This is a genomic window from Amycolatopsis ponsaeliensis, from assembly GCF_030182635.1.
Classification (GTDB): domain Bacteria; phylum Actinomycetota; class Actinomycetes; order Mycobacteriales; family Pseudonocardiaceae; genus Amycolatopsis; species Amycolatopsis ponsaeliensis.
Window position 1 is genome coordinate 201,341 of sequence record NZ_JAPZLD010000010.1, and the last position, 19,160, is coordinate 220,500.

Sequence of the window (19,160 nt, forward strand, 5' to 3'; positions counted from 1 at the left end):
CCCGTGAGCAGCACCGAATCCCCTCAGGACCAGATCACCGCGGAGGACGTCACCGACGTCCCGGCCGATGTGCGCGAGCGCCACGCCGCCCTCGCGGAGGAACTGCGCAACCACCAGTTCCGCTACTACGTCCTGGACTCGCCGATCATCTCCGACGGGCAGTTCGACGACCTGCTCGGTGAGCTGCAGCAGATCGAGGAGCGGCACCCGGCGCTGGTCACGCCCGAATCGCCGAGCCAGCGCGTCGGGGGCACGTTTTCGACCGAGTTCACCGCGTACGACCACCTCGAGCGCATGCTCAGCCTCGACAACGTCTTCGACCAGGACGAGTTCCTCGTCTGGGTGGAGCGTGTCGAGAAGGAGGTCGGGCACACCGAGTTCCTCGCCGAGCTGAAGATCGACGGCCTGGCGATCAACCTCCTGTACGAAAACGGTCACCTCACCCGGGCGCTCACCCGGGGTGACGGCCGCACGGGCGAAGACGTGACGCTGAACATGCGCACGCTCGACCAGGTGCCGGAGACGCTCACGAGCACCGACCAGTTCCCGGTGCCCGCCCTGGTCGAGGTGCGCGGCGAGGTCTACTTCCGCGTCGAGGACTTCCTCGAGCTGAACGCGAAGATGGTCGAAGCAGGCAAGCCGCCGTATGCGAATCCGCGCAACACCGCGGCCGGGTCGCTGCGGCAGAAGGACCCGAAGATCACGCGCGAGCGCCGGCTGCGGCTGATCTGCCACGGCCTCGGCAAGCGTGAGGGCTTCGAGCCGCAGCGTCAGTCGGAGGCGTACGACGCGCTGGCCGCGTGGGGGCTGCCGGTCTCGCCGCACAGCAAAGTCCTGACGTCGGCCGAGGAGCTCACCGAGCACATCGTCTACTGGGGCGAGCACCGGCACGACGCCGAGCACGAAATCGACGGCGTGGTCATCAAGGTCGACCGGGTGGCGCTGCAGCGGCGGTTGGGCACGACGTCGCGCGCGCCGCGGTGGGCGATCGCCTACAAGTATCCGCCGGAAGAAGCGATCACGACGCTGCTGGACATCCAGGTCAACGTCGGGCGGACCGGGCGGGTGACGCCGTTCGCGGTCACGGAGCCGGTCAAGGTCGCGGGGTCGACCGTCGCGCGGGCCACCCTCCACAACCAGGAGGAGGTCAAGCGCAAGGGTGTGCTCATCGGCGACCGGATCGTCATCCGGAAGGCCGGCGACGTCATCCCCGAGGTCCTCGGGCCGGTGGTGGACGCGCGCACCGGCGACGAACGCGAGTTCGTCATGCCCACCCACTGCCCGGAATGCGGTACCGAGCTCGCCTACCAGAAGGAAGGCGACAAGGACATCCGCTGCCCGAACAGCCGGTTCTGTCGCGCGCAGCTGCGTGAGCGTCTCTTCAGCTTGGCCGGGCGGGGCGCCTTCGACATCGAGGTTCTCGGGTATGAGGCCGCGGTCGCGTTGCTCGACGCTCAGGTGGTCGCCGACGAGGGCGACGTCTTCGACCTGAACGAGGACAGCCTCGCCGAGGTCGAGCTGTTCCGCACGAAGGCCGGCGAGTTGTCGGCGAACGCACGAAAGCTGCTCGCCAACCTCGACGTCGCGAAGGACCGGCCGCTGTGGAAGGTGCTGGTCGCTTTGTCGATCCGGCACGTGGGGCCGACGGCAGCTCAGGCGCTGGCCCGCGAGTTCGGCTCGATCGAGGCCATCGAGCAGGCGAGCGAGGAGGAGTTGGCGGACGTCGACGGAGTTGGCCCGACCATCGCGCGCGCGACGCAGGAGTGGTTCGAGGTCGGCTGGCACCGCGAGATCGTCGAAAAGTGGCGACGCGCCGGCGTGCGGATGGAGGAGGAACGCGACGAGTCCGTCCCGCGCAACCTCGAAGGCCTGTCGATCGTGGTGACGGGGTCGCTCGACGGCTTCTCCCGCGACGAGGCCAAGGAATTCATCATGGCCCGTGGTGGCAAGGCGGCCGGGTCGGTCTCGAAGAAGACCTCGTTCGTCGTCGTCGGGGACTCGCCTGGTTCGAAATACGACAAGGCCGTGCAGCTCAAGGTGCCGGTGCTCGACGAAGCGGGCTTTCGCGTCCTGCTGGAGCGAGGGCCTGAGGCTGCGCAGGAGGTGGCGCTGCCGGCCGGCGACGAAACCGCCGAAGCCGAGTCTGGGGAGACGGATGGGTGATGTCGAGATCCGGCCACCGCGGCCGGAGGAGTACGCCGCCGCGGGGGAGGTCACGGTGCAGGCGTACGACGTCGATGGTCACTTGGCCGACGACGTCGGTTACGACGCGAAGCTGCGTGACGTCGCGAGCCGGGCTGAGCTGGCCGAGGTGCTCGTCGCCGTCGATGCGGCGGGGGAGGTGCTCGGGACCGTGACCGTCGTGCGGCCGGGGTCGCCGTACGCCGAGATTTCGCGTCCGGGGGAGCTGGAGTTCCGGATGCTCGCGGTGGCGCCGTCGGCGCGTGGTCGTGGTGTCGGCGAGGCGTTGACGCGGGCCGTGCTGGACCGCGCGCGGGCGCTGGGCGTCCCCAAGGTGGTGCTGAGCAGTCTCGACCGGATGCACTCCGCGCACCGGCTCTACGAGCGGCTCGGGTTCGCGCGCCTGGTCGAACGGGACTGGCGGCCGTTTCCGCACATCAGCCTGATTGCCTACCAGATCGACGTCTGACCTGGCGTTCGTCGAAAAGGGGACGAGCCGGCTCGTCCCCTTTTCGGCAACGTGCGGGGCTAGCCGTCGAGGACGACCGCGACGATCCCGGCGAGGTGGGCCAGCCGGGCGACCTCGGCCGCTCGGAAGGCCGGGCCGCCGGGGCGGGCGACGAGCAGCGCCTTGCCCGGTTTGCCCAGCGGGGTGGCCGCCAGCTCGGTGCCCAGTTCCTTCCACGTCTCCGGGATCCAGGCTTCTTCGCCGTCGAGCACCGTCGCGCGCTCGAGCGGCAGCCACGGAAAGTCGGTGATCGGGGTCTCGGGGGCGGCGCTCGACGACGCCAGCCGGACGGCGCCGGTTTCGGCGTGCTCGACGACCATCGCCCAGCCGGCGCGCACGATGCGGGGCACGCCCTCGGCCAGGATGATGAGGCCGGTTTTCGGCTGGGCGGCGATCTCTTCGACGAGTTCGAGCTCGCGGTGCGTGTCCAGCACGCCCGCGTACGGGCGGACCGCGTCCACTTCGACGCCTTCGACACTCTCGGCCGCCGTGATGAGAGCGTCGGGCAGCCGGCCGGACGGGAGCTCGACCACGAGGTCGTCCACCGCCACTCCGGTGCCGCGCTCGACGACGTCCACGCTGAGGATGTCGGCGCCCACCGTGCCGAGCGCCGTGGCGACCGCGCCGAGGGTTCCCGGGCTGTCCGGAAGGAGGACCCGGATCAGGAACGACACCACGCGCCCCTCTCACCTCTGGCGTCCCAGCCTTGCCGTGGGACGCTCGATGCCGGTCGCCGATTGTGACAGACCCACCCGGCCCGCGGGACCCGCTGTCCGCCGGGCGGGATGCCGGCGTCGCCGGACGGCACTCGGCTTGCGCCGGGCGTAACCCAGTCGAGTCGTCCGACGTCGTCACCATAGACTTGCAGCTTCCGAGACAACCCGCACAGCACAACCCGGGAGTCACCCGCGTGCCCAACATTTCCCGAGACGAGGTCGCGCACCTCGCGAAGCTGGCCAGGCTGGCCGTGACCGATGACGAGCTCGACGTCTTCGCCGGCCAACTCGACCAGATCCTGGACTCGGTGGCCAAGGTGAGCGAGGTCGCCGCCGATGACGTGCCGCCGACCTCGCACGCCGTGCCGCTGACGAATGTCTTCCGGCAGGACGTCGTCCGTCCCGGGCTCACGCAGCAGCAGGCGCTGGCCGGTGCGCCGGCCGCCGAGGACGGCCGTTTCCGGGTGCCGCGGATTCTGGGGGAAGAGCAGTGACCGAGCTCATCAAGCTGACCGCCGCGGAGCTGGCCGGGAAGATCCACGCGCGTGAGGTGTCCGCGGTCGAGGTCACCCAGGCCCACTTGGACCGGATCGACGAGGTCGACGACCACATCCACGCGTTCCTGCACGTCGACACCGAGGGCGCGCTGGCCGCGGCCAAGGCCGTCGACGAGGGCATCGCCGCCGGTGACGCGCCCGCGTCGGCGCTGGCCGGCGTGCCGCTAGCGCTCAAGGACGTCCTGACCACTGAGGGCGTGCCGACGACCTGTGGTTCGAAAACGCTCGAAGGCTGGATCCCGCCGTACGACGCGACCGTGACGCGCAAGCTGCGCGAGGCCGGTGTCGTGATTCTCGGCAAGACGAACATGGACGAGTTCGCCATGGGTTCGTCGACCGAGAACTCGGCCTACGGCCCGACGCACAACCCGTGGGACCACGCCCGCATCCCGGGCGGGTCGGGCGGTGGCTCGTCGGCGTCGATCGCGGCGTTCGAAGCCGCCATCGCCATCGGCACCGACACCGGCGGCTCGATCCGGCAGCCCGGGTCGGTCACCGGCACCGTCGGAGTCAAACCGACCTACGGCGGGGTGTCGCGCTACGGCCTCGTCGCTTTTTCGTCGTCGCTCGACCAGGCCGGCCCCTGCGCGCGGACGGTGCTCGACGCCGCCCTGCTGCACGAGGTCATCGCCGGGCACGACCCGCTGGACTCGACCTCCATCGACGCGCCGGTGCCGCCGGTCGTCGCCGCGGCCCGGCAGGGCATGACGGGTGACCTCAAGGGCGTCAAGGTCGGCGTCGTGAAGGAGTTCGGCGGCGACGGCTACCAGCCGGGCGTGGAGCGGTCGTTCCAGGCCGCGGTCGAGCAGCTGCGGGCGCTCGGTGCCGAGGTCGTCGAGGTCTCTTGTCCGCATTTCGTCTACGCGCTGCCCGCGTACTACCTGATCGCGCCGAGCGAGTGCTCGTCGAACCTCGCCCGGTTCGACGCCATGCGCTACGGCCTGCGCGTCGCCGACGACGGCACGCACAGTGCCGAAGAGGTCATGTCGCTGACCCGCGAGAAGGGCTTCGGCGCCGAGGTCAAGCGGCGGATCATGCTGGGCACTTACGCGTTGTCGTCCGGCTACTACGACGCCTACTACGGCTCGGCGCAGAAGGTGCGCACGCTGATCACGCGTGACTTCGCGGCCGCCTTCGAAAAGGTCGATGTCCTCGTTTCGCCCACGACGCCGACCACGGCGTTCAAGATCGGCGAGCGCGTCGACGATCCGATGGCGATGTACCTCGCCGACCTGTGCACGATCCCGTCGAACCTGGCCGGCAACGCCGCGATGAGCGTGCCGAGCGGGCTGTCCGACGAGGACGGCCTGCCGGTCGGCCTGCAGATCATGGCCCCGGCGCTCGCCGACGACCGGCTCTACCGGGTCGGCGCCGCCTACGAGGCCGCCCGCGACGCCGCCGCCGGCGGGGCGCTCATCCACAAGGTCCCGGAGCTGGGAGGAACGAAGTGACTGCCGTGGCCGAGTTGATGGACTACGCCGACGTCATCGAACGCTTCGACCCGGTGCTCGGTCTCGAAGTGCACGTCGAGCTGAACACCAACACGAAGATGTTCTGCGGCTGCCCGAACGAGTTCGGCGGCGAGCCGAACACGAAGGTCTGCCCGACCTGCCTGGGCCTGCCCGGCGCGTTGCCGGTGGTGAACGGCAAGGCCGTCGAGGGCGCGATCCGCATCGGCCTCGCGCTCAACTGCGAGATCGCCGAGTGGTGCCGGTTCGCCCGGAAGAACTACTTCTACCCGGACATGCCGAAGAACTTCCAGACGTCGCAGTACGACGAGCCGATCGCGTTCAACGGCTACCTGGACGTCACGCTCGACGACGGCGAGGTCGTGCGCGTGGAGATCGAGCGCGCGCACATGGAGGAGGACACCGGCAAGTCGCTGCACGTCGGTGGCGCCACCGGCCGGATCCACGGTGCCGAGCACTCGCTGCTCGACTACAACCGCGCCGGCGTGCCGCTGATCGAGATCGTCACCAAGACGATCGAGGGCACCGGCGAGCGGGCCCCCGAGGTCGCGCGGGCCTACGTGTCCGCGCTGCGGGACCTGCTTCGCGCCCTCGACGTGTCCGACGTCCGCATGGACCAGGGCTCGCTGCGCTGCGACGCGAACATCTCGCTGATGGCGAAGGACGCGACCGAATTCGGCACCCGCACCGAGACGAAGAACGTCAACTCGCTGCGCAGCGTCGAGCGCGCGGTGCGGTACGAGATGACGCGGCAGGCGGCGATCCTCGCCGACGGCGGCAAGATCAAGCAGGAGACGCGGCACTTCCAGGAGGCCGACGGCTCGACGTCGCCCGGCCGCACCAAGGAGACCGCGGAGGACTACCGGTACTTCCCGGAGCCCGACCTGGTCCCGATCGCGCCGGCGCGCGAGTGGGTCGAGGAGCTGCGCGGCACGCTGCCGGAGATGCCGTCCGAGCGGCGGAAGCGGATCCAGACCGAGTGGTCGCTTTCCGACGAAGCCCTGCGGGACCTGCTGAACGTCGGTGCTGTCGACCTCGTCGCGGCCACGGTCGAGGCCGGCGCGTCGCCGGACGAGGCCCGCGGCTGGTGGGTCAACACTCTGGCCCAGGAGGCGAACACCCGCGAGGTCGAGCTGGTCGACCTGACGATCACGCCGAAGCAGGTGGCCGAGGTCATCGGGCTGGTTTCCTCCGGCGAGCTGACGAACAAACTCGCGAAGGAGGTCGTCCAGGGCGTGCTCGCCGGTGAGGGCGAGCCGCGCGAGGTCGTCGAGAAGCGGGGGCTGAAGGTCGTCTCGGACGACTCGGCGCTGCTCGCCGCGATCGACGAGGCCCTGGCAGGGCAGCCGGACGTCGCGGACAAGATCCGCGGCGGCAAGGTCGCCGCGGCGGGCGCGATCGTCGGTGCGGTCATGAAGGCGACCAAGGGGCAGGCCGACGCCAAGCGCGTCCGCGAGCTGATCATCGAGCGCGTGGGTTCCTGACCGTTTTCATGACACAGCCGTTTTCCGTCAAGAGCGTCACCTGGCGCGAGTGGCTCGGCCTGGCGGCCGGGCTGCTCGCGCTGGGTTCGATGTTCCTGCCGTGGACCACGCTGAGCACCAACAAGCCGGACATCGAAGACATCCTGTCGCAGCTGGAGCACAGTGACGTCGTCCGCGACGCGTGGCACTCGAGCTTCTTCGCGTGGTGCCCGCCGCTGCCGTTGCTGCTGGCCGGGGTGGTCGTGGTCGTCTTCGGGCGAATCCGGAAAGCGCGGGTCAGCGGCCTGCCGCACCTGTGGCTGGCGGTCGCCGTGGCGTCGCTGCTGCTGATGGTGATCGGCTGGTTCACGCTGGACTGGGAGTTCGACGCCGACCAGCGTGGCATCTTCGACGCCGCCGGCATCGCCATCGGCCCCGGCTTCGGCCGGTTTCTCGGGCTGCTGGCCGCGCTCGTGTCGGGCGTGGCCGCTTTCCTGGACATGCGGGCGGCGCGGGCCGAGAGCCGGCAGCCGCGGAAACGTGAGCCCCGCAGCAAGAGCCGCTGACCGGTTCTCGGCGACCTGCACCCGGTTGAGGTGACGGTGGGTTGCCGGCTGTGCGGGCTCGCGGTCATTGAGGTTGCCGAGTCGTCCGTTCCGGTTGAGGACTTGGGGCGACAACGTTGACATCGGCGGCGGCCGTTGCGTGAGAAAGCGCTTTCTGAGACGGTCGAAACGGCGAGCCGTAGGAGGCTGCGGGCGACCGGCGGGAGGCGTCGGCGATGTCGTCAAAGGGTCCGCGCGGCGGCAGGAATGCGGCGGCGAAGGCCACGCGACAGGAGGAATGCGGCGGCGCAGGAGTCGCGTGGGGACGGCGACGTGTGCGGAACCGTGATGGGCGTCCGCTGAGGCAGCGTCGAGGTCGGTGATGAGGGAGGCCGGATTGGCTCGGGGAAAGCGCTTGCGGGTTGCTGTCGTCGGGGCCGGGGCTATTGCCGACAGTCACCGTGCCGCCTATCTGGCCCACCGCGACGATGTCGATCTCGTCGCCGCCGCTGATGTCGATGAAGGCCGGGCTCTTGCCTTCTGTGCGACCACCGAGCACGCCCAGCCCTACCCGGACCTCGACTCCCTGCTCGCCGAGCAGGAACCTGATCTCGTCTCGATCTGCACTCCGCCGGGTCTGCACGTCGGACAGACGAAAGCTGTCCTTGAGAGCGGTGCCTGGGCCTGGTGTGAGAAGCCGCCTTGTCGTTCGCTTGCCGAATACGACGACATGACCTCCGCTGAACTTGACGGCGGCCCCTATGTCTCCTTCGTCTACCAGCAGCGGTCCGGCTCCGCCGTCGCCCACTTTCGGGATTTGCTCGCCAAGGGGGAACTCGGGCGTCCGCTTGTCGCGCATTGTCAGACCACCTGGTACCGGGATGCCGGCTACTACGCGGTCTCGTGGCGTGGGCGTTGGGCGACCGAAGGCGGTGGGCCCGCCATGGGCCACGGCATTCACCAGATGGATCTGCTGCTCCACCTGCTGGCCGACGATGACAGCGAAGACGGTGAGTGGGCCGAAGTCCAGGCGATGACCGCGCGGCTCGTGCACGATGTCGAGACCGAGGACGTCTCCACCGCGCTCGTCCGGTTCGGGTCCGGGGCGCTGGCCACCGTCGTCAACAGTGTCCTTTCGCCCGACGAAGTGAGCCGGATCCGGGTCGACTGTGAACGCGCCACCGTCGAGCTCACTCACCTCTATGGCCACGTTGCCGAAAACTGGCAATACACCCCCGCGCCGAACTGCGGCAGGCCAGAGACCGAACCCGCCGAGGACGTCGGCAGCTCGCATGCCGCCGCCTTGACGCCCGTCCTGGATGCCTACCGGGCCGGGCGGCGGCCGCCGTGCAGTGGGCGGGATGGGCGGCGGGTGCTGGAGTTCGTCGCCGCTCTCTACAAGGCCGCCTTCACCGGGCAAACCGTGCGTCGCGGGGAGATCGGGCCCGGGGATCCCTTCTACCGGGGAATGGGCGGGGTGACCGTGGGATGAGCGCCGCGATCACCGTCACCCACCGGCACGGCGATCGCGTGATCGTCGAGGCCGGCGGGGTCCCGCTCATGTCCTATGTGTACAAGCCCGATCCCGTCGCCTACGAGTCGCGCAAGCCCTACACCCACCCCTTGCGCACGTTGCGTGGCCGGCGCGTCAGCGGGTACCGGCCCGCCGACCACCGGTGGCACAAAGGCCTGCAGATGACCTCGAGCCACCTGTCCGGTCAGAACTTCTGGGGCGGCCACACCTACGTTCCCGGCCACTGGTATCAGGACCTGCCCGACCGCATCGGCTCGATGCGCCACGACGGGTTCGCCGGCTTCACCGTCGGCGGCGACCGGCTGACCTTCACCGAACGGCTCACCTGGGTGGCCCACCGCGGCGACGAGTGGGCGCGCGAGCGGCGGGACATCGTCGTCCACTCCGTCGAACCCGGTGAGGGCGCCTGGGCGATCGACTGGGGCATCGAGCTGACCAACGTCCGCGACGTGCCGCTCGTGTTCGGCAGCCCGACCACCGCCGGTCGCGAGCAGGCCGGGTACACCGGCCTGCACTGGCGGGGCCCGCGTGACTTCGGCGGCGGCCGCGTCTTCGGGCCCGATGGTCTCGGCGGCGACGACATGATGGGTGCGCAGGCGCCGTGGCTGGCCTTTGTCGGCGAACACGACGACGTCGACGCGCACTCGACGCTCGTCTTCGCGCATTCGCCGGAAAATGACCACGCGATCCACGAGTCGCACTGGTTCGTCCGGAGCAAGGAAACGCCCATGGTGGCCTTCTCGTGGGCGTTCTTCGAAGAATTCGCCCTCCCGCCGGGGGAGAGCTTCACGTACCGCTACCGGGTCGTCGTCGCGGACGGCGCGTGGGACCGCGATCAGGTGACCGGATACCTCGATAGGCACGGATGGTCATGAACGAATTCCCGCTACCGGGTGGCATCGGCGTTTCGCACCTGCGCGCCTACGACTGGGAAGCCGAGGACGGCGTCTGCGGTGGCAGCCCGCACCTGCACCTCGCCTGCACCGAGGCCTACGTCGTCACGGCCGGGCGCGGCGCCGTCCAGACGCTGAGCACCGGCGGGTACGCGGAGACGCCGCTCGAACCCGGCGTGATCGCGTGGTTCGCGCCGGGGACCGTGCACCGGATGGTGCAGGGCGGCGGCCTGCGCGTCACGGTCCTCATGCAGAACAGCGGTCTGCCCGAAGCGGGTGACGCCGTGTTCACTTTTCCGCCCGACGTGCTCGCGGACGCTGCGGCCTACGCCGAGGCCGCCGCGTTGCCGAAAATCGACGAGGCCGCCAAAAGACGTCGTGACCTGGCGATTCGCGGCTACCTACCCCTGCGTGAAGCGCTGCTGGACGGCGATGCGGAGCCGCTGAGGTCTTTCCACCGGGCGGCCGTCGCGCTGGTGTCGCCGAAAATCGGAGACTGGGTACCGCGCTGGCAGGCCGGAGCCCTGAAGGCCGCCGAACTGACCGGTGCGCACCTCAAGGCCCTCGCCGACGGCGACGGGAGCCACCTCGACCAGTCGGGCGTCCGGGTCGCGACGCCGTCGAACCCCGACGGCTACGGCATGTGCGGGCGTCGCGCGGAATACGACATCCCGGGTGTCACCTCGCCGTCCGGCGGGGACGCCCTCGACCAGGAAGGCCGGCGATGAACCAGACCGCCATCGGAGTGCTGCTCAACGGGGTCACCGGCCGGATGGGCTACCGGCAGCACCTGCTCCGGTCGGTGCTGGCCATCCGCGAGCAGGGCGGGGTCGAGCTGCCCGACGGCACCCGCGTGCAGCTCGAGCCGATCCTCGCCGGGCGCAACGCGGCGAAGCTGAAGGAACTCGCCGGTCGGCACGGCCTGACCGCGTGGACGACCGACGTCGGCTCGGCGCTGGACGACGTGGGGATCTACTTCGACGCGCAGCTGACGTCGGCGCGCGAGCCGTCGGTGCGGGCGGCGATCGCCGCGGGCAAGCACGTCTACGCCGAGAAACCGCTGGCCGAGATGCTGCCGTCGGCGCTGGAGCTGGCCGGGCTCGCGCGGGACGCCGGGATTTGTCACGGCGTCGTCCACGACAAGCTGTTCCTGCCCGGGCTGCGGAAGCTGCGGCGGCTGATCGACGGCGGGTTCTTCGGACGGATCCTGTCGGTGCGCGGCGAGTTCGGCTACTGGGTCTTCGAGGGCGACTGGCAGGACGCGCAGCGGCCGAGCTGGAACTACCGCGCCGAGGACGGCGGCGGGATCGTGCTCGACATGTTCTGCCACTGGAACTACGTGCTGGAGAACCTCTTCGGCGCGGTCCGCGCGGTGACGGCGAAGGCGGTCACGCACATCCCGCGTCGCTGGGACGAGCAGGGCGAGCCGTACGCGGCGACGGCCGATGACGCCGCGTACGGCATCTTCGAACTCGAGTCGGGGGCCATCGCGCAGATCAACTCGTCGTGGTCGACGCGGGTCTTCCGGGACGAGCTGGTCGAGTTCCAGGTCGACGGCACCGAGGGCAGCGCCGTCGCCGGCCTGCGGCGCTGCCGCGTCCAGCACCGCTCGGCGACGCCGAAGCCCGTGTGGAACCCGGACCTGCCCGCCACCGAGCCCTTCCGCGAGCAGTGGCAGGAGGTGCCGGACAACGCCGAGTTCGACAACGGCTTCAAGGCGCAGTGGGAGGAGTTCGTCCGGGACGTTGTCGCCGGGCGGCAACACCGCTACGACTTCTTCTCGGCCGCGCGCGGGCTGCAGCTCGCCGAAGCCGGGTTGACGTCGTCGGCGGAGGGACGGCGGGTGGAGCTGAAGCCCCTGGCGTGAGGGGCGGGTCAGTCCTTGTCGTTGCCACCACCGGACGTCGCCGGCGTGATCAGCACGACGCGGTCGTCGCTCGAGACCGGGGTTCCGCCGTCCTTGTTGACCGTGCCGGCCACTGCGAGCTGTGGGTTGATCATGCTCATCCCGGCGAGCCGCCCGAACGTCTCCGGCGGTTTGCCGGTCTTGCCGTCCAGGGAGATCTGCGGCTTCCCGGTCACCGCGCCCTCCTTCGACACCGGGACGTTCTGCAGGTTGGCGGCCACGGAAGCCGCCACCTCCACGAAGCCGCTCGAGTCGACGAAGTCCGCGCAGCCCGAGACCCCCGGCTTGTCCGGCCACGTCCACGCCGGGGTCGTCAGCGGCTGCCCGGCCTGCACGCGGTAGAGGGCGTCCTTGTCGGCGAGCCGGTCGGTGACCCAGACGCGGGCGCCGTCGGCGGAGGCGCACAGCCCGCCCGGCGCGTGCAGCCCGGCCGCCACGGCCAGCGCGCCGTTCGGGTTGCCCGCCGCGGCCTTGCCGGACGTGTCGATCCGCAGCACCTTCCCGGCCAGGGAGTTCGGGTCGGCGGCGGCGTTGGGGTCGCCCGCGTCGCCGGTGGCGACGAGCAGCGCGCCGCGGTTGTCGGTGCTGATCGTGCCGCGGTTGCCGGTCGCGCCCTTCGGGATCCCGGTGAGCACCGGCTTGGCCGCCTGCCCCTTGGCGAAACGCACGACGCGGTTGTCCGTCGCCGTGGTCACGTAGGCGAACACGAGCTGGTCCTCGACGTACGACGGCGACAGCGCGAGGCCCGTCAGGCCGCCGTCACCGGCCGCCTGGACGTCGAGCTTCGCGAAGTCCGTAGCGTCCTTGCCCGCTGTCGCCAGCATCACGCGGCCGCTCTTGCGCTCGCCGGCCAGCGCGCTCGGCGTCGAACCGTCACCCGGCAGGCCGGCCACCGCGGCGACGGTGTCCAGGCAGGTCGCGATCACCGCCGGGTCGAAGTCCTTGCAGCCCTGTGGCGGCGGCACGGGCGTGGGCGACTGGCCGGGCTGGGCCGGGCGGCCGTCGCCGCCGGAGTCCGCGCCGGGGCCCTGGACCTCGGGCGGTGACTCGGGGCTGGGCACGGGCGCGGGGCTGAAGGTCTGGCCCGCCGCGGTGTCGTCGAACCGCGCGCACCCGGCGGGCAGCAGGACGCCGCAGGCCAGGATCGCCAGCAGGGCCGACCGGTACCGGGTTCGCATGATTCACCAGCCTAGGGCCCGGCACGTGAACCATGGGTTAGTACTCCTCGATACGTTGGGGATCATGACGCTGACCGTCCTGGTGCCCGACGACGAGGGCCTGACCGTGCTCGCCGAGGTGCCGCGGGTGCTGCCCGTGCGCCACCAGTGGGGCGAGCCGGTGCCGCCCGAGGCCTCGAAGGCCGAGGTGCTCATCCCCGGCAAGCACCCGCCGGGTGAGGACCTGTGGCGCGCGCTGCCGAACCTGAAGCTGATCCAGCTGCTCTCCGCCGGCGCCGAGGACTGGGTCGGCCGGGTGCCCGACGGAGTCCTGCTGTCCACCTGCCGGGGTGCGCACGGCGGGAGCAGCGCCGAGTGGGTCGTCGCGGCGCTGCTGTCGATGTACCGGAAGCTGGACGTCTTCGGCGCGGCGCAGCGCGAAGGCCGGTGGGAGCGGCAGAGCACCGACACGCTGCAGGGCAAGCGCGTGCTCGTCATCGGCGCCGGCGACCTGGGGCAGCACCTGCGGCGGCGGCTCGAGCCGTTCGACGCGCGCTGCACGATGGTCGGGATGACCGCGCGCGACGGCGTGCACGGCGTGCGGGAGCTGCCGTCGCTGCTCGGCCTGCACGACGTCGTCGTGCTGATGGTGCCGCTGACCTCGCGCACCCGCGGGATGGTCGACGCGGAGTTCCTCGCCGAGATGCGGGACGGCGCGGTGCTGGTCAACGTCGCGCGCGGCGCCGTCGTGGACACCGACGCCTTGGTCGCCGAATTGACCACGGGCCGGCTTCGCGCCGCGCTCGACGTCACCGATCCCGAACCGCCGCCGCCCGGGCACCCGCTGTGGACGGCGCCGGGGCTGCTGCTGACGCCGCACGTCGGCGGGGCCGTGCGCGGCGTGCGGGGCCGGTCGTACGCCGTCGCCGCGGCCGAGATCGCGCGGTACGCGGGCGGGGAGCTGCCGGACAACCTCGTGCACGGGGAGTACTGACGCGCGGCGCGGTCTCTCGCCAGGTCAGCCCGCATCCCCTACTCTTCGCGCGTGAGCAGTGGAGACGACTTTTCGCAGCAGCCCACCAGCCTCCTGTCGGACGTCGAGGACAACGGGCCCGACGACACGCCGCGCCAGGGCGGGCTCGGCCTGGGCCTGCTGATCCTGCGGGTGGCGCTCGGCACGACCATGGGCGCGCACGGCCTGCAGCACCTGTTCGGCCTGTTCGGCGGGCCCGGCATCGGCGGGTTCGCGCGGATGCTGGAGACGTTCGGCTACCACAAGCAGACGACGCTGCTGTCGTGGATCACCGGGATCGTCGAGCTCGGTGGCGGCGTGCTGGTGGTCGTCGGGCTGTTCACGCCGCTGGCCGCGGCGGGGCTGCTGGGCGTCATGGCGAACGCGGTGTACGCGAAGTTCCACGGCGGGTTCTTCGAGGGGCAGGGGCAGGGCTTCGAGTTCGAGCTGCTGCTCGGGGCTTCGGCGTTGAGCCTGCTGTTCACCGGTTCCGGGCCGATTTCGCTGGAGCGGAACACTCCGTGGCGGAAGCGGCCGTTGCCGCTGGGGCTGGTGTCGCTGCTGCTGGCCGCCGCGGCTGCCGTCGTGGTCATCGTTTTGACGCGATGACGACGATGGCCGCCCTCGGAAGGGCGGCCATCGGAAGGTCTTACTTGTTCACGTCGCGGACCGCGCCGGTGTCCGCCGAGGTCGCCATCCGGGCGTACGCGCGCAGGGCCGCCGTCACCGGGCGCTGGCGCTCCTTCGGCTGCCACGGCTGCTCGGACGCCTCCATCTTCGAGCGCCGCTCGGCCAGGATCTCCGGGTCCACCAGCAGTTCCAGCCGGCGTGAGTGGATGTCCAGGAGGATCCTGTCACCGTTTTCGACTAGGGCGATCAGGCCGCCGGCCGCCGCCTCGGGGGAGATGTGGCCGACCGAGATGCCGGACGAGCCGCCGGAGAAGCGGCCGTCGGTGATCAGGGCGCACTTCTTGCCCAGGCCCGAACCCTTGAGGAACGCCGTCGGGTGCAGCATCTCCTGCATGCCCGGGCCGCCCGCGGGGCCTTCGTAGCGGATGACCAGCACCTCGCCCGGCTGGATCTCCTTCTTGAGGATCGCCGACACGGCTTCCTCCTGGCTCTCCAGCACCCGCGCCGGGCCCTCGAAGTGCCACAGGTCCTCGTCGATGCCCGCCGCCTTGATCACCGCGCCGTTCTCGGCGAGGTTGCCGCGCAGGATCGCCAGGCCGCCGTCCTTCGTGTACGCGTGCTCGACGTCGCGGATGCAGCCACCCGCCGCGTCCGTGTCCAGTGACGACCAGCGGTTCTCCGTCGAGAACGCCTGCGTCGTGCGGACCCCGCCCGGTGCCGCGTGGAACAGCTCGAGAGCGACGTCGGAAGGCGAAGCGGCGCGGATGTCCCAAGAACCGAGCCACGACTCGATGTCCTCCGAATGCACCGAGCGGACGTCGGTGTTCAGCAGCCCGCCGCGGTACAGCTCGCCGAGGATCGCCGGGATTCCGCCGGCCCGGTGGACGTCCTCCATGTGGTAGTCCGAGTTCGGTGCCACCTTCGACAGGCACGGCACGCGGCGGCCGATCGCGTCGATGTCGGCGATCGTGAAGTCGACCTCGCCCTCCTGGGCGGCGGCGAGGATGTGCAGCACCGTGTTCGTCGAGCCGCCCATCGCCATGTCGAGGGCCATCGCGTTCTCGAACGCCGCCCTCGACGCGATCGAACGCGGCAGGACCGAGTCGTCGTCGTTTTCATACCACTTCCGGCACAGCTCGACGACCGTGCGGCCGGCCTCCTCGAACAGCGCCCGGCGCGCGGCGTGCGTCGCCAGCGTGGAGCCGTTGCCCGGCAGGGACAGGCCCAGCGCCTCGGTGAGGCAGTTCATCGAGTTCGCGGTGAACATGCCGGAGCACGAGCCGCAGGTCGGGCAGGCCGAGCGCTCGACGATGTCGAGCCCGTCCTCGTCGACCTCGGGGCTGGCCGACGCGGCGATCGCCGTGATCAGGTCGGTCGGCGCCTGCGCGACGCCGCCCACGACGACGGCCTTGCCGGCCTCCATCGGCCCGCCGGAGACGAACACCACCGGGATGTTCAGCCTCATCGCGGCGTTGAGCATGCCCGGGGTGATCTTGTCGCAGTTGGAGATGCAGACGAGCGCGTCGGCCTGGTGCGCGTTGACCATGTACTCGACCGAGTCGGCGATGATCTCGCGCGAGGGCAGCGAGTAGAGCATGCCGGAGTGGCCCATCGCGATGCCGTCGTCGACGGCGATCGTGTGGAACTCGCGCGCGACGCCGCCGGCTTCCTTGACCGCGCCGGCGACGATCTCGCCGAGGTCCTTGAGGTGCACGTGGCCGGGCACGAACTGTGTGTAGGAGTTGGCGATCGCCACGATCGGCTTGCCGAAGTCGCTGTCGGTCATGCCGGTGGCGCGCCAGAGCGCGCGCGCGCCCGCCGCGTTGCGGCCGTGGGTGGTGGTCCGGGAACGGAGAGGCGGCACGGGAACTCCCAGGTCAAAGCCGAAAAGATGAAACTGGTAGAACCAATTTACTCGCTGGGCGACGTCTCCGGCTTGGCGGGCTTGACGTCGTCGGCGTCCAGCAACCCGCTCGGGTCGGCGACGAGACCTTCGCTGACCAGCGAAAGCACCGGCAGGTGCCGGGTCCGCACCGTGGGCAGCGGCACCTTCGTGTCGTCCTTGAGCACCGCCTGCACGCGCGACTTCTTGGTGATCGCCAGGCCCTTGAGCGCCGACCACGGGACGTCGCGGTGGCCGAACATCGTGCGCGTCGCCAGCCCCTCGCGCGTCGCGATCGTGCGGGTCCGGACCACGAACACCGCGAGCGCGATGGGGAAGAGGTAGAGCCACTGCAGGTACGGGATCTCGCCGAGCGCGATGGGCGTCACGCAGATCGTCAGGAGGGCGATCGCCATGAACGACGTGCGGGGGATCCGGAAGACGGCCTTCCGGCCTTCGTCCTGCTCTTTTTCGGCCACCCCGAAATGGTGCACCGCCCCGCGGACCGGCCGGGACCCGGGTCGGACGCGGGTGACATGCGCCGCTCGGGTGTCCACGATCTGGACTCGCCATCCCGCAGAGTTGACACCTGAGAGACCTTCGGACTAGCGTCAGCGTCGTGACACCGCTGACCGGCCTCGTACTTCCCAAGCGCGTCGACGCTTAGGGAAGACTTTCCGCTGCGTCGACGCGCGAACCCTCGTGCGACCTTACGGTCGGCGAGGGTTTTTTGTTGCCCACGGGAAGAGATTCCCCGCCCCACCGCACAAAACCGACCCGAACGAGTGACACCGAGACCCACGAGGCAGAACCGATGACCAGTGCCACGTCGCGCAGCGACGCGAAACCCGGGCCGACGCCCGGAACGCCCGGAGCACGTCCGAAGCCGGCGCCACCGGCGGGAACCCCGGTGCGCGTCACCGGCGCGCAGTCCCTCGTGCGCTCGCTCGAGGCGGTCGGCGCCGAGGTGGTCTTCGGCATTCCGGGCGGCACCATCCTGCCCGCCTACGACCCGCTGCTGGACTCGACGAAGGTCCGCCACATCCTGGTCCGCCACGAGCAGGGCGCCGGGCACGCCGCCACCGGCTACGCGCAGGCCACCGGCAAGGTCGGCGTCTGCATGGCGACCTCCGGCCCGGGCGCGACCAACCTGGTCACCCCGCTGGCCGACGCGAACATGGACTCGGTCCCGGTCGTGGCCATCACCGGGCAGCAGTCCCGGGCGCTGATCGGCACCGACGCGTTCCAGGAAGCCGACATCTGCGGCATCACCATGCCGATCACCAAGCACAACTTCCTCGTCACGGACCCGGCGGACATCCCGCGGACCATCGCCGAGGCGTTCCACCTGGCGTCCACGGGCCGACCCGGCCCGGTGCTGGTGGACATCCCCAAGGACGTGCTGCAGGAGATGACCTCGTTCTCCTGGCCGACCGAGCTGCGGCTGCCGGGCTACCGCCCCACGCTGCGCCCGCACGGCAAGCAGGTCCGCGAAGCCGCGAAGCTCATCGCGAAGTCGCGTCGCCCGGTGCTGTACGTCGGCGGCGGCGTGATCAAGGCGGAGGCCCACGAGCAGCTGAAGCAGCTCGCCGAGCTGACCGGCATCCCCGTCGTCACCACGCTGATGGCGCGCGGCGCGTTCCCCGACTCGCACCCGCAGCACCTCGGCATGCCGGGCATGCACGGCACGGTCGCCGCGGTCGCCGCCATGCAGCGCGCCGACCTGCTGATCGCGCTCGGCGCCCGGTTCGACGACCGCGTCACCGGCCAGCTGTCGTCGTTCGCGCCGGACGCCGCGATCGTGCACGCCGACATCGACCCGGCCGAGATCTCCAAGAACCGCAAGGCCGACGTCCCGATCGTGGGCGACTGCAAGGAGATCATCGGCGAGCTGATCACCGCCGTGCAGACGGAGTTCGACCACGGCGGCAAGCCCGACCTCACCGACTGGTGGACCCAGGCCGACGACTGGCGCGAGAACTACCCGGCCGGTTACGAGTGGCCGGACGACGGTTCGCTGTCGCCGCAGTACGTGATCGAGCGGATCGGCCAGCTCGTCGGCCCCGACGCGGTGTACGCGGCCGGCGTCGGGCAGCACCAGATGTGGGCCGCGCAGTTCGTCAAGTACGAGAACCCGCGCACCTGGATCAACTCCGGCGGCCTCGGCACCATGGGCTACGCGGTGCCCGCGGCGATGGGCGCGCAGTTCGGCGTCCCCGGCACGCAGGTGTGGGCGATCGACGGCGACGGCTGCTTCCAGATGACCAACCAGGAGCTGGCCACCTGCGCCATCGAAGGCGCGCCGATCAAGGTCGCCGTCATCAACAACGGCAACCTGGGCATGGTCCGGCAGTGGCAGAACCTCTTCTACTCGGAGCGGTACTCCAACACCGACCTCGGCACGCACAAGCACCGCATCCCGGACTTCGTGCTGCTGGCCGAGGCGCTGGGCTGCGCCGGGCTGCGCTGCGAGACGAAGGAAGACGTCGACGCCACCATCCGCCGCGCGATGGAGATCAACGACCGTCCCGTCGTGATCGACTTCGTCGTCGGGAAGGATGCCCAGGTGTGGCCGATGGTCGCGGCCGGCACCGGCAACGACGAGATCATGGCGGTCCGGGGCATCCGGCCGCTGTTCGACGACGACGAGGTTTCGGTCGAGACGACCGAGGCCGCCGCGGAAGCCGCCGGGGAAGGTGAGCGCTGA

At 70.5% G+C, this 19,160-nt stretch carries 17 protein-coding genes; 13 read left to right on the plus strand and 4 right to left on the minus strand.

Going from position 1 to position 19,160, the window contains the following annotated elements; translation table 11 throughout:
• The first annotated feature begins 3 nt into the window (after positions 1 to 3).
• Both ligA and QQ657_RS17540 read left to right on the plus strand, forming a co-directional pair.
• A complete protein-coding gene (ligA, locus tag QQ657_RS17535) occupies positions 4 to 2,163 on the plus strand; it encodes an NAD-dependent DNA ligase LigA (protein ID WP_284743221.1) in 2,160 nt (719 codons plus the stop codon).
• A complete protein-coding gene (locus QQ657_RS17540) occupies positions 2,156 to 2,650 on the plus strand; it encodes a GNAT family N-acetyltransferase (RefSeq protein WP_284743222.1) in 495 nt (164 codons plus the stop codon). Before ligA ends, QQ657_RS17540 begins: the two co-directional genes overlap by 8 nt.
• A gap of 59 nt (positions 2,651 to 2,709) precedes the next feature.
• Here QQ657_RS17540 and QQ657_RS17545 read toward each other — a convergent pair whose 3' ends face one another.
• Entirely contained in the window at positions 2,710 to 3,363 is a 654-nt protein-coding gene (locus tag QQ657_RS17545; RefSeq protein WP_284743295.1) for an ACT domain-containing protein, read from the minus strand.
• Positions 3,364 to 3,599: 236 nt separating this feature from the next.
• On the opposite strand from QQ657_RS17545, the gene gatC reads away from it, so the two are divergent.
• The 8 genes from gatC (at position 3,600) to QQ657_RS17585 (ending at position 11,733) form a co-directional block, all read left to right on the plus strand.
• Complete coding sequence (gene gatC / locus QQ657_RS17550; RefSeq protein ID WP_284743223.1) at positions 3,600 to 3,899, plus strand: Asp-tRNA(Asn)/Glu-tRNA(Gln) amidotransferase subunit GatC; 300 nt, start codon at positions 3,600 to 3,602, stop codon at positions 3,897 to 3,899.
• On the plus strand, positions 3,896 to 5,413 hold the full coding sequence (gatA, locus tag QQ657_RS17555; protein WP_284743224.1) for an Asp-tRNA(Asn)/Glu-tRNA(Gln) amidotransferase subunit GatA: 1,518 nt from the start codon (positions 3,896 to 3,898) through the stop codon (positions 5,411 to 5,413). The genes gatC and gatA overlap by 4 nt, the downstream gene beginning before the upstream one ends.
• On the plus strand, positions 5,410 to 6,915 hold the full coding sequence (gene gatB / locus QQ657_RS17560; protein ID WP_284743225.1) for an Asp-tRNA(Asn)/Glu-tRNA(Gln) amidotransferase subunit GatB: 1,506 nt from the start codon (positions 5,410 to 5,412) through the stop codon (positions 6,913 to 6,915). Before gatA ends, gatB begins: the two co-directional genes overlap by 4 nt.
• 8 nt (positions 6,916 to 6,923) lie before the next feature.
• Entirely contained in the window at positions 6,924 to 7,460 is a 537-nt protein-coding gene (locus tag QQ657_RS17565) for a hypothetical protein (protein ID WP_284743226.1), read from the plus strand.
• Between the two features lie 361 nt (positions 7,461 to 7,821).
• Positions 7,822 to 8,931, plus strand: a complete 1,110-nt coding sequence (locus tag QQ657_RS17570) for a Gfo/Idh/MocA family protein (RefSeq protein ID WP_284743227.1) — start codon at positions 7,822 to 7,824, stop codon at positions 8,929 to 8,931.
• Positions 8,928 to 9,848, plus strand: a complete 921-nt coding sequence (locus tag QQ657_RS17575) for a DUF6807 domain-containing protein (protein ID WP_284743228.1) — start codon at positions 8,928 to 8,930, stop codon at positions 9,846 to 9,848. Before QQ657_RS17570 ends, QQ657_RS17575 begins: the two co-directional genes overlap by 4 nt.
• Positions 9,845 to 10,594 (plus strand): cupin domain-containing protein, encoded by a 750-nt coding sequence (locus tag QQ657_RS17580; protein WP_284743229.1) that lies wholly within the window; start codon positions 9,845 to 9,847, stop codon positions 10,592 to 10,594. Before QQ657_RS17575 ends, QQ657_RS17580 begins: the two co-directional genes overlap by 4 nt.
• Positions 10,591 to 11,733 carry a Gfo/Idh/MocA family protein gene (locus QQ657_RS17585; RefSeq protein ID WP_284743230.1) on the plus strand — a complete coding sequence of 381 codons (1,143 nt, stop codon included), beginning with the start codon at positions 10,591 to 10,593 and terminating at the stop codon, positions 11,731 to 11,733. Before QQ657_RS17580 ends, QQ657_RS17585 begins: the two co-directional genes overlap by 4 nt.
• An 8-nt stretch (positions 11,734 to 11,741) precedes the next feature.
• Here QQ657_RS17585 and QQ657_RS17590 read toward each other — a convergent pair whose 3' ends face one another.
• Complete coding sequence (locus tag QQ657_RS17590; protein ID WP_284743231.1) at positions 11,742 to 12,950, minus strand: PQQ-dependent sugar dehydrogenase; 1,209 nt, start codon at positions 12,948 to 12,950, stop codon at positions 11,742 to 11,744.
• Between the two features lie 64 nt (positions 12,951 to 13,014).
• On the opposite strand from QQ657_RS17590, the gene QQ657_RS17595 reads away from it, so the two are divergent.
• Entirely contained in the window at positions 13,015 to 13,923 is a 909-nt protein-coding gene (locus QQ657_RS17595; protein WP_284743232.1) for a 2-hydroxyacid dehydrogenase, read from the plus strand.
• Between the two features lie 51 nt (positions 13,924 to 13,974).
• A complete protein-coding gene (locus tag QQ657_RS17600) occupies positions 13,975 to 14,550 on the plus strand; it encodes a DoxX family membrane protein (RefSeq protein WP_284743233.1) in 576 nt (191 codons plus the stop codon).
• Between the two features lie 40 nt (positions 14,551 to 14,590).
• Here the strand turns inward: QQ657_RS17600 and ilvD are convergent, their stop codons facing one another.
• Entirely contained in the window at positions 14,591 to 16,435 is a 1,845-nt protein-coding gene (ilvD, locus tag QQ657_RS17605) for a dihydroxy-acid dehydratase (RefSeq protein WP_284743234.1), read from the minus strand.
• Positions 16,436 to 16,482: 47 nt separating this feature from the next.
• Entirely contained in the window at positions 16,483 to 17,013 is a 531-nt protein-coding gene (locus QQ657_RS17610; RefSeq protein ID WP_434056748.1) for a PH domain-containing protein, read from the minus strand.
• A 254-nt stretch (positions 17,014 to 17,267) separates the two neighbouring features.
• Between QQ657_RS17610 and QQ657_RS17615 the strand changes: the two genes are divergently transcribed.
• Positions 17,268 to 19,160 (plus strand): acetolactate synthase large subunit, encoded by a 1,893-nt coding sequence (locus tag QQ657_RS17615; protein ID WP_284743236.1) that lies wholly within the window; start codon positions 17,268 to 17,270, stop codon positions 19,158 to 19,160.

Coding starts and splice junctions, on each gene's coding strand:
- QQ657_RS17540 (WP_284743222.1), top strand. CDS start 2,156: ATGGGTGATGTCGAGATCCGGCCACCGCGGCCGGAGGAGTACGCCGCC.
- QQ657_RS17565 (WP_284743226.1), top strand. CDS start 6,924: ATGACACAGCCGTTTTCCGTCAAGAGCGTCACCTGGCGCGAGTGGCTC.
- QQ657_RS17570 (WP_284743227.1), top strand. CDS start 7,822: ATGAGGGAGGCCGGATTGGCTCGGGGAAAGCGCTTGCGGGTTGCTGTC.
- QQ657_RS17575 (WP_284743228.1), top strand. CDS start 8,928: ATGAGCGCCGCGATCACCGTCACCCACCGGCACGGCGATCGCGTGATC.
- QQ657_RS17580 (WP_284743229.1), top strand. CDS start 9,845: ATGAACGAATTCCCGCTACCGGGTGGCATCGGCGTTTCGCACCTGCGC.
- QQ657_RS17585 (WP_284743230.1), top strand. CDS start 10,591: ATGAACCAGACCGCCATCGGAGTGCTGCTCAACGGGGTCACCGGCCGG.
- QQ657_RS17590 (WP_284743231.1), bottom strand. CDS start 12,950: ATGCGAACCCGGTACCGGTCGGCCCTGCTGGCGATCCTGGCCTGCGGC.
- QQ657_RS17595 (WP_284743232.1), top strand. CDS start 13,015: ATGACGCTGACCGTCCTGGTGCCCGACGACGAGGGCCTGACCGTGCTC.
- QQ657_RS17615 (WP_284743236.1), top strand. CDS start 17,268: ATGACCAGTGCCACGTCGCGCAGCGACGCGAAACCCGGGCCGACGCCC.